Here is a 15,335-nt window from a genome sequence, read left to right on the forward strand (position 1 = left end):
GGCATGCCAACTGCTCTTCCGAGCCTGCTCAGTTCTGCGGGGACGTATGCCGCTGGGCTCGCCACGCACGACGGCCACGCCCACGCGGCGACCGGCTTCACGTCATACGCATGGCTGCTCGTGGCGCTCCCGCTCCTCGGCACCGCGGTCCTGCTCATCGGCGGGCGGCGCACCGACAAGTGGGGCGCCCTGCTCGCCACCGGCCTGTCGTGGGCGGCGTTCCTCGTCGGGCTCGTCATCTTCTTCCAGATGCTGGGTCGCGACTCCGGCGACCGGGCCCAGGCCGTGCAGCTCTACGAGTGGGTGACCGGCGGCTCGTTCAAGGTCCAGGCGGGCCTGCTCGTCGACCAGCTGTCGATGGCCTTCGTCCTGCTCATCACGTTCGTCGGCTCGCTCATCCACGTGTACTCCCTCGGGTACATGGAGCACGACCCGGACAAGCGGCGGTTCTTCGCCTACCTCAACCTCTTCGTCGCGGCGATGCTCCTGCTCGTCCTCGCCAACTCCTACCTGCTGCTCTACGTCGGCTGGGAGGGCGTCGGTCTCGCGTCGTGGCTGCTCATCGGCTTCTGGAACTGGAACCCGGCCTACTCCACCGCGGCGAACAAGGCTTTCTTCGCCAACCGGGTCGGTGACTTCGGCCTGTCCGTCGCGATGTTCATCATGTTCTTCCACTTCGGCTCGGTGGACTTCGCCACCGTCAACGCCGGCGTGGCGGGCCTGCAGGGCGCGCACCAGGGCTTCATGACGGCGATCGGCCTGATGCTGCTGCTCGCCGCCTGCGGCAAGTCGGCGCAGTTCCCGCTGCAGAGCTGGCTCGGTGACGCGATGGCCGGCCCGACGCCGGTCTCCGCGCTGATCCACGCGGCGACCATGGTCACCGCCGGCGTCTACCTCGTGGTCCGCTCCGGCGCGATCTTCGAGGCCGCCCCCACGGCCCAGCTCGTCGTCGTCATCGTCGGCGCGATCACGCTCCTCTTCGGCGCCATCGTCGGCTGCGCCAAGGACGACATCAAGAAGGCGCTGGCCGCCTCGACGATGTCGCAGATCGGCTACATGATGCTCGCGGCCGGCCTCGGCCCGATCGGCTACGCCTTCGCGATCTTCCACCTGCTCACGCACGGCTTCTTCAAGGCCGGGATGTTCCTCGGGGCCGGCTCGGTCATGCACGGCATGAACGACCAGGTCGACATGCGCCGCTTCGGCGGGCTCTCCGGGGCCATGAAGATCACGTGGGTCACCTTCGGCATCGGCTGGCTCGCGATCCTCGGCGTCCCGCCGTTCGCCGGCTTCTGGAGCAAGGACAAGATCATCGAGGCCGCGTTCGTCGGCGAGGGCTGGCGGCCGTGGGTCTTCGGCCTGGCTGCGCTCATCGGCGCCGGGGTCACGGCGTTCTACATGTCGCGCCTGTTCTTCATGACCTTCCACGGCAAGAAGCGCTGGACCGACGACGTGCACCCGCACGAGTCACCCAGCACGATGACGATCCCGATGATGGTCCTCGCCGTCGGCTCGGCCCTCCTGGGCCTCGTCCTCGGCCCGACCGGCGCCATCACCTCGTGGCTGGAGCCGGTCAGCGGTGCCGCCGCGGAGCACGAGCCGGTGCTCGCGGTGCCGGTGCTGATCGTGCTCACCCTCCTGGTCGTCGTCGGCGGCGCGGGCCTCGCTTGGATGCGCTACTGGCGCGACGAGGTGCCGCTCACGGCCCCGGCCGGCAGCCTGCTGACCAAGGCGGCCCGGCAGGACCTCTACCAGGACCAGGTCAACGAGGGCCTCCTCATGCGTCCCGGCATCCACCTGACCCGCTCGCTCGTCTTCGCCGACGGCGAGGGCGTCGACGGCGCGGCCGGTGGGCTCGCCGCCCTCGTCGGCGGCTGGTCGGCCCGGATGCGCAAGATCCAGAACGGGTTCGCCCGGTCCTACGCACTGACGATGCTCGCGGGCATCGTCGCGATCCTCGGAGCACTGTGGGTGATTCAGTGATGTCAGAGATGTCCAGTGTTCCGTGGCTGACGCTGCTCATGGCGATCCCCCTCGTGGGATCGGCAGTGGTCGCCTTCCTGCCTGGCTCGGCCCAGCAGGCCAAGCGCATCGCGGTCGGCTTCTCGCTCGTGACGCTGGCCGTGGGGATCGTTGCGGCGACGCAGTACAACAGCGGCTCGACAGCGCAGTTCAAGCTCGCCGAGCAGCACGCCTGGATCCCGCAGCTCGGCGTCAGCTACGCGCTCGGCGTCGACGGGATCGCCCTCGTGCTGATCCTCATGTCGCTCGTGCTGACCCCGATCTGCCTCCTCGCGGCCTGGCACGACGTGCCGGAGGACATCGACGGCGCGCGTCGGACCAAGGCGTACTTCGCCCTCCTGCTCGTCCTCGAGACGTTCATGGTCGGTGTCTTCGCCGCGACGGACGTGTTCCTCTTCTACGTCTTCTTCGAGGCGATGCTCATCCCGGTGTACTTCCTCATCGGCCGCTTCGGCGGTGCGCGCAGGCAGTACGCCGCGATGAAGTTCCTCCTCTTCTCCCTCGCCGGCGGGCTGATCATGCTCGTCGCGGTCATCGCCCTCTACCTGCAGGGCCCGGGCGGCGCCGACGGCTTCCTCATCGCGAAGCTCACCGGCCTGTCCCTCGACCCGACGACGGAGCGGCTGCTCTGGGTCGGCTTCTTCATCGCCTTCGCGATCAAGGCGCCGATGGTCCCGGTGCACACCTGGCTGCCCGACGCCGCGACCGAGTCGACCCCCGCGACGGCGACGCTGCTCGTCGGTGTGCTGGACAAGGTCGGCACCTTCGGGATGATCCGCTTCTGCCTGCAGCTGTTCCCCAACGCCAGCGAGTGGGCGACCCCGTTCGTCGTCGTCCTCGCGGTGATCTCGGTCCTCTACGGCGCGCTGCTCGCGATCGGCCAGACGGACATGATGCGCCTGATCGCCTACACGTCGATCCGCCACTTCGGCTTCATCGTCCTCGGCATCTTCGCCGTGACGAACGTCGCCGGGTCCGGTGCCTCGCTCTACATGCTCAACCACGGGTTCTCCACGGCCGCGCTGTTCCTCATCGCCGCGATGTTCATCCGGCGCCGGGGGAGCAAACGGATACCGGACTTCGGCGGCTGGCAGCGGGTCACCCCGGGCATCGCCGGCGCGTTCCTCATCGCCGGGCTCTCGACGCTCGCCCTGCCGGGCCTGTCGAGCTTCGTGTCGGAGTTCCTCGTGCTCGTCGGGACATTCGGGGCGCACCCGGTCGCCGCCGTCCTCTCGTGCACGGCCATCATCCTCGCGGCGCTCTACATCCTGCTCTGGTACAAGCGCGTCATGACCGGTCCGAAGCCCGAGGGACTCACCGGCGTGCGCGACTGGTCCTTCCGGGAGAAGTGGGTCGCCGGCCCGCTCATCGCGTTCTTCATCGTGATCGGCTTCTACCCGAAGCCGGCGCTCGACCTGATCAACCCGGCGGTCGACAAGACGCTGTCCTACGTCCACACCAATGCCGCGACCGTGGCTGAAGGGAGCACGAAGTGACCGCCGTCGCTCCGGCAGCTTTCCAGCTGGCGAACATCGACTACCTCGCCGTGCTGCCGCTCTTCATCGTGTTCGGTGCGGCCCTGGTCGGGGTGCTCGTCGAGGCCTTCGTGGCGCGCGAGCGGCGGCACAACATCCAGCTCGCCGTCTCCGTCGGTGGCCTCGTGCTGGCCTTCGTCGCGATCCTCGTCGCGACGAAGCACCAGGGCCTGACCCTCGGCTTTGCGGACGGCGCGACCGGACGGCGCCTCTTCGCCCTCGCGATCGACGGGCCGGCCCTGTTCATGCAGGGTGCGCTCGTGCTCATGAGCGTGCTGGGCATCCTCATCATGGCCGAACGCTTCGGCGGCGTCGGACCGGACGCGTTCACCCCGAGCGGCGCCTCGACCCCCGGCTCGCCGATCGAGGCGGCGTCGGCGCGGGCCGGCCTCATCACCTCCGAGGTCTTTCCGCTCACGATGCTGGCGGTCGGCGGGATGATGCTCTTCCCGACGGTCAACGACCTCATCGGGATGTTCATCGCCCTCGAGGTGCTCTCGCTGCCGCTCTACATCCTCTGTGGGCTCGCGCGGCGTCGCCGGCTGCTGTCCCAGGAGGCGTCGCTGAAGTACTTCCTCCTCGGTGCCTTCAGCTCGGCGTTCTTCCTCTTCGGCACGGCGCTGCTCTACGGCTACGCGGGGTCGGTCTACTTCGGTGACCTCAGCAACGCGATCACGAGCACCTCCCTCGGCCTCAACGGGCTGCTCATCGCGGGCGCGTTCCTCGTCTTCGTCGGGCTGCTCTTCAAGGTCGGCGCCGTGCCGTTCCACGCCTGGACGCCCGACGTCTACCAGGGTGCGCCGACGCCGGTCACCGGCTTCATGGCGGCCTGCACCAAGGCGGCGGCGTTCGGGGCCATCCTCCGGCTCGCCTACGTCGGGCTCGACACCGCGAGCTGGCAGTGGCAGAACGGCGTCATCATCGTCGCGGTCCTGACCATGATCATCGGCTCGGTCCTGTCCGTGACCCAGACCGACATGAAGCGCCTCCTCGCCTACTCGTCGATCGCGCACGCCGGCTTCGTCCTCGTCGGTGTGCTCGCCCTCGACCAGCGGGGCGTCAGCTCCGTGCTGTTCTACGTCGTGGCCTACGGCTTCTCGATCATCGCGGCGTTCGGGCTGGTCACCCTGGTCCGGCAGGACGGCGGCGAGGCGACGCACCTGTCGCAATGGGCGGGGCTCGGCAAGTCGCACCCGGTCATCGCCGGGACGATGGCCTTCCTCATGCTCGCCTTCGCCGGTATCCCGCTGACCTCCGGCTTCGTCGCGAAGTTCGCCGTGTTCGCTGCCGCGATCAACACGGGCGGTGCGACCGGGACGGTCCTCGTGATCATCGGTGCCGTGTGCAGCGCCATCACCGTCTTCGTCTACGCCCGCGTCATCGTGCTGATGTTCTTCAGCGAGCCGGCCGACGACACGGTCGAGGTGCTCGTGCCCTCCGTCGGGACGACGTTCTCGATCGCGATCGGCGCGCTCATCACGCTGGCCCTCGGCATCGTCCCCTCGTCGCTGCTCGATCTCGCCGACCGCGCGTCGCAGTTCGTGCGCTGAGTGTTCGAATGGTGTCCATGACGACGCACGCCACGCCGCCGGTCCTGACGATCCCCGGGGCGACGCCAGAGCTCATGGCGCGCCTCGGGGACGGGCTCGCGCGGGTCGACGCCTTCCTCGAGGAGGTCGTCGACCACGATGACCCCTTCATCGCGCAGGCGTCCGGCCACCTGTCGGCGGCAGGCGGCAAGCGGTTCCGCCCCCTGCTCACCCTCCTGGCCGCCGAGCTCGGCGACGGCATCAACGACTCGGTGATCCGGGCGGCCGCCGGGGTCGAGCTGACGCACCTCGCCTCGCTCTACCACGACGACGTCATGGACCAGGCCGACGTGCGCCGGGGCGTCTCGTCGGTCAATGCGGCCTTCGACAACTCGACCGCGATCCTCGTCGGCGACCTCCTCTTCGGCAAGGCGTCGGAGATCATCGCCCGGCTCGGTGCCGACGCGGTGCTGATCCAGGCGCAGACCTTCATCCGGCTGTGCACCGGCCAGATCCGCGACGACCGGCCCTGCCCGGACGGCGTCGACCCGGTCGACTACTACCTCGGCGTCCTCGCGGACAAGACCGGGGCGCTCATCGCCACGGCCGGCCGCTACGGCGCGATGTTCAGCGGCGGCTCGCCGGAGCTCGTCGAGACGATGCGCCTCTACGGCGAGAAGATCGGCATCGCGTTCCAGCTCGCCGACGACGTCATCGACATCGCGTCCGAGTCCGGGGAGTCGGGCAAGACGCCGGGCACCGACCTGCGGGAGGGCGTCGACACCCTCGCCGTGATCCGGGCGCGGGCATCCCAGGACCCGGCCGACGCCCGGCTGCACGAGCTGCTCGACCGCGACCTGTCCCACGACGATGCCGGGGTCGAGGAGGCGCTTACGCTGCTGCGCGCCCACTCCGGGCTCAAGCAGGCCCGCGAGGAGACGTATGCCGTCGCCCGCAGCGCGCAGCGCCTGCTCGACCCGCTGCCCGACAGCCCCGCCAAGGCGGCCCTGCAGGCCCTCGCGATGGGCGTCGTCGACCGCGTCGGCTGACCGCATCGGCGGGTCTCCGGCTCTCCTCGCTCCTACCCCTCGAACGGACCGTTCGAGGGCGAGCGGGCTGGTACGCCATCCGGTTCGGTCATCAGCGAGCAGTTCGACGATCCCGGGGGCTGCTCTCGGTCACTCGACCCGAGCGCAACGACGATCGGGCGCCGGTAGGGTTCGGACATGTCCCACCCCTCGCCGGTTCCGATCGCGCCCCGCCTGACCGCGGCGACCCGCGGCCGCCGGCTCCCGGTCGCCGTGGTGGACGTCGACGCGTTCGACCGGAACGCAGCAGCCCTGGTCGGACTGGCGCACGGCAAGCCGATCCGGGTCGCGACGAAGTCGCTTCGGGTCCGTGCCCTCATCGAGCGGGTCCTCGGCCGGCCGGGCTTCGCCGGGCTGATGTGCTACGCGCTCGAAGAGGCGCTGAGCTGGGCCCGAGACGGCCAACGCGACATCCTGGTCGCCTATCCGAGCGCCGACGTGCAGGCCCTCGAACGGCTCGCCGGGGACGCGAGCGCGATGGCAGCCGTGACCCTGATGATCGACAGCTGCGACCACCTCGACTTCTTGGCCCGGCGCCTGCCTGGGGCCCGGGGCCTACGGGTCGCGATCGACGTGGACGCCTCCCTCCGCGTCGGTCCGGCGCACCTCGGCGTGCGAAGGTCACCGCTCCGAGAGCCTGAGCAGGTGGAGCAGTTAGTCCGCCGCGCGCGGTCGCACGGGTTCGGAGTGGTCGGCCTGATGATCTACGACGCCCAGATCGCGGGCCTCCCGGACACCGTGTTGACCCGCCCCATGAAGGCGCGGTCCCACCGCGAGCTCACGACCCGCCGCCGCGAGATCGTCGCCGCTGCAACGCAGCTCGTCGACCTCGAGTTCGTCAACGGAGGAGGCACCGGCAGCCTCGCCCTGACGGGACGCGACGAGGCGCTGACGGAGCTCACTGCGGGGTCGGGGCTCTTCGCACCCACGCTCTTCGACCGCTACGACGCGCTCTCGCTCGAGCCGGCCGCCGCCTTCGCGCTGCCGGTCGTGAGGCGACCGGCACCCGACGTCGTGACGGTCTACTCCGGCGGCTACATCGCCTCCGGAGCGCCGGGCTGGGACCGGGTCCCGTCGCCACTGCCGGAGCAGCAGCTCGACCTGCTGCGCACCGAGGGCGCGGGCGAGGTCCAGACGCCGCTGCGCGGGCCCGGGGCCAGGCGCCTCCACCTCGGCGACGCCGTCTGGTTCCGCCACGCGAAGGCCGGCGAGCTGGCGGAGCGGTTCAACGAGGTCCTGCTCGTGAGCCGGGGTGAGGTCGTCGGGACCGCAGCCACCTATCGAGGAGAGGGCATGAGCCTTGGCTGACACGCGGGCGCAGACCGGGAGGCGCGACATCTCCTGGACGAACTGGGCCGGGACCGAGCGCAGCCGGCTCGCCCGTGTCAGCAGCCCTCGGGACGAGGACGACGTCGCGGACATCATCCGGGCGGCGGCCGACCGTGGCCTGCGCGTCAAGGCCGTCGGGGCCGGGCACTCCTTCACGGGTGCCGCAGTCACCGACGGCGTCCAGGTGCGGCTCACCCATCTCGCGGGTGTCACGTCGGTCGACGCGACGCGCGGCGAGGCCACCGTCCGGGCCGGCACTCCGCTGTGGCAGCTGAACCAAGAGCTCGCGCAGCTCGGTTTCGCGCTGCCCAACCTCGGCGACATCGACCGGCAGAGCCTGGCGGGCGCGATCGCCACGGGCACCCACGGCACCGGCCTGCGCCTCCAGGGTCTCTCCGCCGGGGTCCGGGCCCTGCGCATCGTCCTGCCCGACGGCAAGATCGTCGCCTGCTCACCGGCCGAGAACCCGGACCTCTTCCAGGCCGCGCGGCTCGGCCTCGGCGCCCTCGGCGTCGTCACCGAGCTGACCGTCGCGGTCGTGCCGGCGTTCCTGCTGAGGGCGGTGGAGCGGCCCGAGCGCCTCGACGCGATCCTCGAGAGCGCCGACGCGGAGGCGGAGGGCAACGACCACTTCGAGTTCTACTGGTTCCCGCACACCGATCGGGTCCTCACCAAGCGCAACAACCGAGTCGAGCCGCACGCCCCCCGGCAGCCGCTCCCTCGGTGGCGGGCACGACTCGACGACGAGCTCCTCAGTAACCGGGTCTTCGAGTGGACCAACCGGCTGACCCATCGGGTGCCGCGAACGACCAAGCACGTCAATGCGGTTGCGGCCCGAGCGCTGACGGAGCGGGCCTACACCGACACCTCGCACTCGGTCTTCGTCACCCCCCGCGACGTCCGCTTCATCGAGTCCGAGTGGGCCTTCCCCCGGGACGCGCTGCCGCACGTGCTGACTGAGCTGCGCCGCTGGGTCGACGGTCACGACGAGCAGATCAGCTTCCCGGTCGAGTGCCGTTTCGCGGCGGCGGACGACGTCTGGCTCTCGACGGCGCACGGACGCGAGTCGTGCTACGTCGCGGTGCACCGCTACCACCGGCAGGAGCCGGGCATGTACTTCGCGGCGTTCGAGTCCATCGCCCTCGCCCACGGCGGCCGGCCGCACTGGGGCAAGCTGCACACCCGCACCACCCGGTGGTTCCGCGATGCGTATCCCCGCTTCGAGGACTTCCTCGCCGTGCGCGACCGCGTCGACCCCGACCGGGTCTTCGCCAACCCCTACCTGGAGGCGGTCCTGGGCCGCTGACCGGCTGCCGTCGGCGGTCGCGTCGCAGGTAGGTCGCGGATGGTGCGGCTGGGGCAACACCGAGTGCGACACGACGCGCGACGCCAGGTCGGGTCACCTTTGCGCCCGCAGGCGTAACCCGGCGGGCCGCGATGACCCGGCCCAGCGGCATACCTCCCTGTCGGCGGCTGCTGCTGATCCCAGCTCGGTGTGTTGCGGAAGAGGCAGCACCGCGAGGCGACGGCTAGTGCGACTCGGGCGGACGGGTCATCGCGAGCACGTCGAGGGCCTCGTCGAGCTGCTCCTCGGTGAGCTTGCCGTCCGCGACATAGCCCTGCTCGATGACGACGTCGCGGATGGTCCGGCGCTCCTTGACCGCCTGCTTGACGACCTTGGCCGCGGCCTCGTAGCCGATGTAGCGGTTGAGCGGGGTCACGATCGACGGCGAGCTCTCGGCCAGCTCTCGGGCGTGCCCGACGTCGGCGGTGATCCCGTCGACGCACCGGTCGGCGAGGAGGCGGGAGGTCGCGGCGAGGAGGCGGATCGACTCGAGGACGTTCTTGGCCAGGACCGGGAGCATGACGTTGAGCTCGAAGTTGCCCGCGGCGCCGGCCGTCGTGATCGTCACGTCGTTGCCGACGACCTGCGCGCACGCCATGAGCGTCGCCTCGCAGATGACCGGGTTCACCTTGCCCGGCATGATGCTCGAGCCGGGCTGGAGGTCCGGCAGATGGATCTCGCCCAGGCCGGTCCGGGGCCCGGAGGACATCCACCGGAGGTCGTTGCAGATCTTCGTCAGGCTGACCGCGACGACCTTGAGCGCGCCGGACAGCTCGACGACAGCGTCCTGGGTCGACTGCGCCTCGAAGTGGTTGTGCGCCTCGGTGAACTGGATCCCGCTCGCGTCCGAGACCTTCTCGATGACCTGCGCCGCGAAGCCGGGGGCGGCGTTGAGGCCGGTGCCGGCCGCCGTCCCGCCGAGCGGCAGCTCGGTCGTCGCGTTTGCTGCGTGCGCGACGCGGCTCGCGCCGAGCTTGAGCTGGCGCCGGTAGCCGCCGAACTCCTGGCCGAGGGTCACCGGCACCGCGTCCATGAGATGCGTGCGCCCGGCCTTGACCACGTCGGCGAACTCCTCCTCCTTGCGCGCCAGCGAGGTCGCGAGGTGGTCGAGCGCGGGGACGAGCTCCTCGAGGGCAGCCTGCGTCGCCGCGATCCGCAGCGCGCTCGGGAAGGTGTCGTTGCTCGACTGGCCCATGTTGACGTGGTCGTTCGGGTGGATGTCCAGACCGCTCTGCAGGTGCGCGAGCCGCGCGACGACCTCGTTGACGTTCATGTTCGTCGACGTCCCGGAACCGGTCTGGAAGACGTCGATGGGGAAGTGGTGGTCGTGCAGGCCCTTCGCGACCTCGTCGGCGGCCATGCTGATGGCAGCGGCGCGATCGGGGTCGAGGCCGCCGAGCTGGGCGTTGACCTGCGCCGCGGCGGACTTCAGCTGCGCCAGGGCGTGGACGACCTCCGGCGGCACGCCCTGCCCGCTGATCGGGAAGTTCTCGACGGCCCGAGCGGTCTGGGCGCCCCAGAGCGCGGAGGCGGGGACCTCCACCTCGCCCATCGAGTCGTGCTCCGTCCTGGTCTCCACTCGTTCGCTCATGCCCTCCATCATGCGACAGCACGCTCGGGGCCGCCCGCTACGCTCGGTGGGGTGAAGGTGGCCCTCTTTGCGACGTGTTTCAACGACACGATGTGGCCGGGCACGCCCCGGGCCGTCGTGACGCTCCTCGAGCGCCTCGGGTGCCGGGTGGAGTTCCCGACCGCCCAGACGTGTTGCGGACAGATGTTCACCAACACGGGGTATGCCGCTGAGGCAGTGCCGCTCGTGCGTTCCTTCGTCGACGTGTTCGGTTCCTATGACGCCGTCGTCGTGCCGTCCGGCTCGTGCACCGGCTCGATCCGGCAGCAGCACCTCGGGCTCGCGGGCCGGGCAGGTGACCCGGGCCTCGAGCGGGCCGTCTCCGAGGTGGTCCCGAGGGTCCACGAGCTGTCCGAGTTCCTCGTCGACGTGCTCGAAGTGACGGACGTCGGCGCGTACTTCCCGCACCGGGTGACCTACCACCCGACGTGCCACTCGCTGCGGATGATCCGGGTGGGGGACCGGCCGCTCCGGCTGCTCCGCGCCGTCCGCGGCATCGACCTGGTCGAGCTGCCCGCCGCCGAGGAGTGCTGCGGCTTCGGCGGGACGTTCGCGATGAAGAACGCCGACGTGTCGGTGGCGATGGGCTCCGACAAGGCACGGCACGTCAGGGAGACCGGCGCCGAGGTCGTCGTCGCGGGGGACAACTCGTGCCTGGCCCACATCGGCGGCCTGCTGTCCCGGGAGCGGGCCGGGGTCCAGCCGCTGCACCTGGCCGAGGTCCTCGCCTCGACGGAGGAGCACCCGTGGACGCCGGAGCCGGTGGCCGTCCTGCCCGGGGTCTCGGCCGGGAGGCCGCCCGCCTCGCTGCCGGAGCCGCCGTCGGCGGCCGGGGGAGCGGCGGCGCTGTCATGAGCCGCACCTTCGTCGGCATGCCGAAGTTCCCCGTCGCGGCGAAGCGGGCGCTCGCCAACCCCCAGCTGCGACGCAACCTCAACCACGCCACCCACACGATCCGGGCCAAGCGGGCGCGCATGGTCGGGGAGGTCCCCGACTGGGAGGAGCTGCGCCACCGCGGCGCGGAGGCCAAGGACCGGGTGCTCGCCCACCTCGACACCTACCTGCTCGAGCTCGAAGAGAAGCTGACCGCCGCCGGGGCGACGGTGCACTGGGCGAGGGATGCGGCCGAGGCCAACCGCATCGTCGTCTCGCTCGTGCAGGCCACGGGCAGCGAGGAGGTCGTCAAGGTCAAGTCGATGGCCACCCAGGAGATCGACCTCAACGGTGCGCTCGAGGCGGCGGGGATCCGGGCATGGGAGACCGACCTCGCGGAGCTCATCGTCCAGCTCGGCGACGACCTGCCGAGCCACATCCTCGTCCCGGCGATCCACCGGAACCGCTCGGAGGTGCGCGAGATCTTCCTGCGCCAGATGAGCAAGGTGGGCAGGTCGGCACCGGACGACCTCACGGACGAGCCCGGCCGACTCGCCGAGGCCGCGCGCCTGCACCTGCGCGAGAAGTTCCTCCGCGCCAAGGTCGCGGTGTCCGGCGCGAACTTCGCCGTCGCCGAGACCGGCACCCTGGTCGTCGTCGAGTCCGAGGGCAACGGACGGATGTGCCTCACGCTGCCGGAGACCCTCATCAGCGTCGTCGGCATCGAGAAGCTTGTGCCGACCTGGGACGACCTGTCCGTCTTCATGCAGCTGCTGCCCCGCTCGTCGACGGGGGAGCGGATGAACCCCTACACGTCGATGTGGACCGGCGTCACCGAGGGCGACGGCCCGCAGGACGTCCACGTGGTGCTCGTCGACAACGGCCGCACCAACGTCCTCGCGGACGTCGTGGGCCGGCAGGCGCTCCGCTGCATCCGGTGCTCGGCCTGCCTCAACGTCTGCCCGGTCTATGAGCGCGTCGGAGGCCACGCCTACGGCTCGGTCTACCCCGGGCCGATCGGCGCCGTCCTCGTCCCGCAGCTGAAGGGCCTCGCCGGGCCGGTGGAGCAGTCGCTGCCCTACGCGTCGTCGCTCTGCGGTGCCTGCTTCGATGTGTGCCCGGTCCGCATCGAGATCCCGGAGCTGCTCGTCCACCTCCGCGCCGCTGTCGTCGACGAGCACCGGGGCGGTATGCCGTCCGCCGAGGCGCTCGCGATGCGGGCCACCGCCTGGACCTTCGACCGGGCCGGCCGGCTGGAGAAGGCGCAGAACCTCGCGACCGGGGTCGGCAAGCTGCTCGGCGACCGCCACCGGCTCGGCCGGCTGCCCTGGCCGGCGTCGGCGTGGAGCACGGCCCGGGACGCGCCGGCCCCGCCGAAGCAGACCTTCCGGCAGTGGTGGGACGAGACGCACGGGAGCGACCGATGACGAGGAGTGCCAAGGACGAGGTCCTCTCCCGGGTCCGCCGCGCCCTCGCGGCGCCAGGCACCCACCACGCGAGGACCGACTCACCGGAGAGGGCGGGGAGCGGCATACCGACCCCGACGGAGCTGGGGGAGGTCGTGGACCTCTTCGCGGAGCGGGTGGCCGACTATCGCGCCGTCGTGGAGCGAGTCGGACGGGCCGGCGTGGCCCCGGCGATCGTCGCGGCGCTCGCGATGCACGGCGCTGGGTCGGTCGTCGTGCCCGACGGGCTCGACGACGACTGGGCCGCGGCGATCGGGTCCGCGGCACGGCTGGTGCGCGAGCCCGACGTGACCGACGCGGAGCTCGACCACGTCGATGCGGTCGTGTCGACGGCCGCGGTCGGCATGGCGGTGCCCGGCACGATCGTGCTCGACCACGGTCCCGGGCAGGGGAGGCGGGCGCTGACCCTCGTGCCGGACTGCCACGTCTGCGTGGTCCAGGTGGAGCAGGTCGTGGGGGACGTGCCCGACGGGGTCGCCCGGCTGCGCGCGAGCGTCGAGGCCGGGCGCGCGCTGACGTGGATCAGCGGGCCGAGCGCCACGAGCGACATCGAGCTCGAGCGGGTCGAGGGCGTCCACGGCCCCCGCATCCTGCACGTCCTCATCGTCGAGTGAGCGCTCCGCCCCACCAGTACAGCCGGGCGTGGGGCGGGAGTGACCGAGTGCTCACTCGATGGGGTGTTTCCTTAGGTCGAGTGAGCGCTCCACCCCACCAGTCCCAGGGCGTGTGGGCACGAGAGTGACGGATGTGACCGACTGCTCACTCGACTGAAAGGTCGAGTGAGCCACCTGTAGGACTTCGTCCTTCCCGTTGCGGGATGAAAATGGGGGTGGCCGCCCGGTGACGTCGGTGGCGCTTGGTTCGGCTGAGGCCGTGAGTGAGTCGGACGCGGGGACCGTGTTGTGGACCGTTGATTGTGCTTCGAGCACGAGGACTAGATTCGTTGGTTCCTGCGGTTCCTCCGGGCGACCAGCCGGGCCGGTCCTGGCCCGGGTGAGAGCGCTCGGTTGGAGGTGAGGAGCCATGAAGGCAGGCGATCCTGGGGTCGCGGCCCTGGTGGGCTCGCAGGACTTGGACGTCGGTGAGGATCCGATCATCGAACGGGTCGCGGCGCTGGATATCGGCAAGGCGGAGCTGGTGTGTTGTGTGCGCACGCCGACCCCGACCGGCCGGCGTCGTCAGCAGGTGCGCACGTTCTCGACGATGACGCGCTCGTTGATGCTCTTGCGGGACTGGCTCACGCAGGAGGAGGTCACGGTGGTCGGGATGGAGTCGACCGGCGTGTACTGGAAGTCGCCGTACTACCTGCTGGAGGACCTGTTCGACACCCGCGTGCTCAATGCCACGCAGGTCAAGAACGTGCCCGGCCGGCCCAAGACCGACAAGCTCGACGCGGTGTGGCTGTGCAAGCTGGTCGAGCGGGGCATGGTGCGTTCCTCGTTCGTGCCGCCGCCCCCGATCCGCGAGCTGCGGAACCTGACCCGGTACCGGGCCGCGCTGGTCGCGGCGCGGACCGCGGAGAAGGAGCGCGTCGAGAAGCTCCTCGAGGACGCGCAGGTCAAGCTGTCCGTGGTTGCCTCGGACATCTTCGGCAAGTCGGGCCGGTTGATGATGGCCGCGTTGATCGACGGGGTTCGGGACCCGGCCGTGCTGGCCGACCTGGCCCTGGGCCGGTTGCGGTCCAAGACCGTCGACCTGCAGGAGGCCTTCGTCGGCCAGTTCAGTGGGCACCACGCCCGGTTGCTGGCCAAGATGCTCACCCGGGTCGATGCCCTGACCGCGGACGTCACCGACCTGGACGAGGAGATCGCACAGGCGCTCGGACCCCACGAACAGGCGGTGTCGCGCCTGATCCAGATCCCCGGCGTCGACCGGGTCATCGCGGCCGTCGTGATCGCCGAGATCGGCCTGGACATGACCCGGTTCCTCACCCCGGCACACCTGACCTCCTGGGCCCGGCTGGCCCCGATCGCCCGGGAATCGGCCGGCCGGACCCACGGCCGGCAGGGCACCGGCAAGGGCAACCGCTACCTGGCCGCCGTCCTCGGCGATGCCGCCGTCGGGGCCGGCAAGACCCACACCTTCCTCGGAGCCCGCTACCGACGGCTGGGCCGCCGCGGCAGGGACGCCAAGAACAAGGCCATCGTGGCCGTCGGCCGGTCCATCCTGGTGATCATCTGGCACCTGCTCGCCGACGAGCAGGCCACCTACCTCGACCTGGGCGAGGACCATTACGCCCGACACACCGACCGCGACCGCAAGGTCCGCAACCACGTCCGCGACCTGCAAGCCCTCGGCTACCGCGTCATCCTCGAACCCGCCTGACACCCCTGAGCACGCCATCAGCCAACCGACCGCGCCGGCTGGCAATACAAACCCGCCCGGCTGAGTCCATTTTCGGACTAGCGCCCGGTCCCACCCGTCACAGGCGCTCGGGAGGTCAGCGAGGCTGGCCCCAGCCGGGCTGCTCGCCCTCCAGGTCCGGGCTGGCGTGTCGCAGGTCCTCCGAGATCCGGTC

General features: G+C 70.7%; 11 protein-coding genes. 10 read left to right on the top strand and 1 reads right to left on the bottom strand.

The window, feature by feature from the left end; genetic code table 11:
- The first annotated feature begins 3 nt into the window (after window positions 1–3).
- The 6 genes from nuoL to ACTHJJ_RS08700 all read left to right on the top strand — a co-directional run bounded on the left by nuoL (window position 4) and on the right by ACTHJJ_RS08700 (window position 8,809).
- Window positions 4–1,983: an NADH-quinone oxidoreductase subunit L gene (gene nuoL / locus ACTHJJ_RS08675; protein WP_440302544.1), complete on the top strand. Its 1,980-nt coding sequence runs from the start codon at window positions 4–6 to the stop codon at window positions 1,981–1,983.
- Between the two features lie 8 nt (window positions 1,984–1,991).
- A complete protein-coding gene (locus tag ACTHJJ_RS08680; RefSeq protein WP_440302545.1) occupies window positions 1,992–3,518 on the top strand; it encodes an NADH-quinone oxidoreductase subunit M in 1,527 nt (508 codons plus the stop codon).
- Complete coding sequence (gene nuoN, locus ACTHJJ_RS08685) at window positions 3,515–5,107, top strand: NADH-quinone oxidoreductase subunit NuoN (RefSeq protein WP_440302546.1); 1,593 nt, start codon at window positions 3,515–3,517, stop codon at window positions 5,105–5,107. The genes ACTHJJ_RS08680 and nuoN overlap by 4 nt, the downstream gene beginning before the upstream one ends.
- A 17-nt stretch (window positions 5,108–5,124) precedes the next feature.
- Window positions 5,125–6,135, top strand: coding sequence for a polyprenyl synthetase family protein (locus tag ACTHJJ_RS08690; RefSeq protein ID WP_440302547.1), 1,011 nt, complete (start codon window positions 5,125–5,127; stop codon window positions 6,133–6,135).
- 177 nt (window positions 6,136–6,312) lie between these two features.
- Window positions 6,313–7,482 carry an amino acid deaminase/aldolase gene (locus ACTHJJ_RS08695; RefSeq protein ID WP_440302548.1) on the top strand — a complete coding sequence of 390 codons (1,170 nt, stop codon included), beginning with the start codon at window positions 6,313–6,315 and terminating at the stop codon, window positions 7,480–7,482.
- A 28-nt stretch (window positions 7,483–7,510) separates the two neighbouring features.
- Window positions 7,511–8,809 carry a D-arabinono-1,4-lactone oxidase gene (locus ACTHJJ_RS08700; protein WP_440302554.1) on the top strand — a complete coding sequence of 433 codons (1,299 nt, stop codon included), beginning with the start codon at window positions 7,511–7,513 and terminating at the stop codon, window positions 8,807–8,809.
- Window positions 8,810–9,032: 223 nt separating this feature from the next.
- Here the strand turns inward: ACTHJJ_RS08700 and ACTHJJ_RS08705 are convergent, their stop codons facing one another.
- Window positions 9,033–10,439, bottom strand: coding sequence for a class II fumarate hydratase (locus ACTHJJ_RS08705; RefSeq protein ID WP_440302549.1), 1,407 nt, complete (start codon window positions 10,437–10,439; stop codon window positions 9,033–9,035).
- A 51-nt stretch (window positions 10,440–10,490) separates the two neighbouring features.
- On the opposite strand from ACTHJJ_RS08705, the gene ACTHJJ_RS08710 reads away from it, so the two are divergent.
- The 4 genes from ACTHJJ_RS08710 to ACTHJJ_RS08725 all read left to right on the top strand — a co-directional run bounded on the left by ACTHJJ_RS08710 (window position 10,491) and on the right by ACTHJJ_RS08725 (window position 15,142).
- Window positions 10,491–11,333, top strand: coding sequence for a (Fe-S)-binding protein (locus ACTHJJ_RS08710; protein WP_440302550.1), 843 nt, complete (start codon window positions 10,491–10,493; stop codon window positions 11,331–11,333).
- On the top strand, window positions 11,330–12,778 hold the full coding sequence (locus ACTHJJ_RS08715; protein ID WP_440302551.1) for a LutB/LldF family L-lactate oxidation iron-sulfur protein: 1,449 nt from the start codon (window positions 11,330–11,332) through the stop codon (window positions 12,776–12,778). Before ACTHJJ_RS08710 ends, ACTHJJ_RS08715 begins: the two co-directional genes overlap by 4 nt.
- Window positions 12,775–13,431, top strand: a complete 657-nt coding sequence (locus ACTHJJ_RS08720; protein WP_440302552.1) for a LutC/YkgG family protein — start codon at window positions 12,775–12,777, stop codon at window positions 13,429–13,431. The genes ACTHJJ_RS08715 and ACTHJJ_RS08720 overlap by 4 nt, the downstream gene beginning before the upstream one ends.
- 409 nt (window positions 13,432–13,840) lie before the next feature.
- Window positions 13,841–15,142, top strand: coding sequence for an IS110 family transposase (locus tag ACTHJJ_RS08725; protein WP_440302553.1), 1,302 nt, complete (start codon window positions 13,841–13,843; stop codon window positions 15,140–15,142).
- The last annotated feature ends 193 nt before the right edge of the window (window positions 15,143–15,335 follow it).

It is taken from the genome of Intrasporangium sp., from assembly GCF_051961875.1.
Classification (GTDB): Bacteria; Actinomycetota; Actinomycetes; order Actinomycetales; family Dermatophilaceae; genus Intrasporangium_A.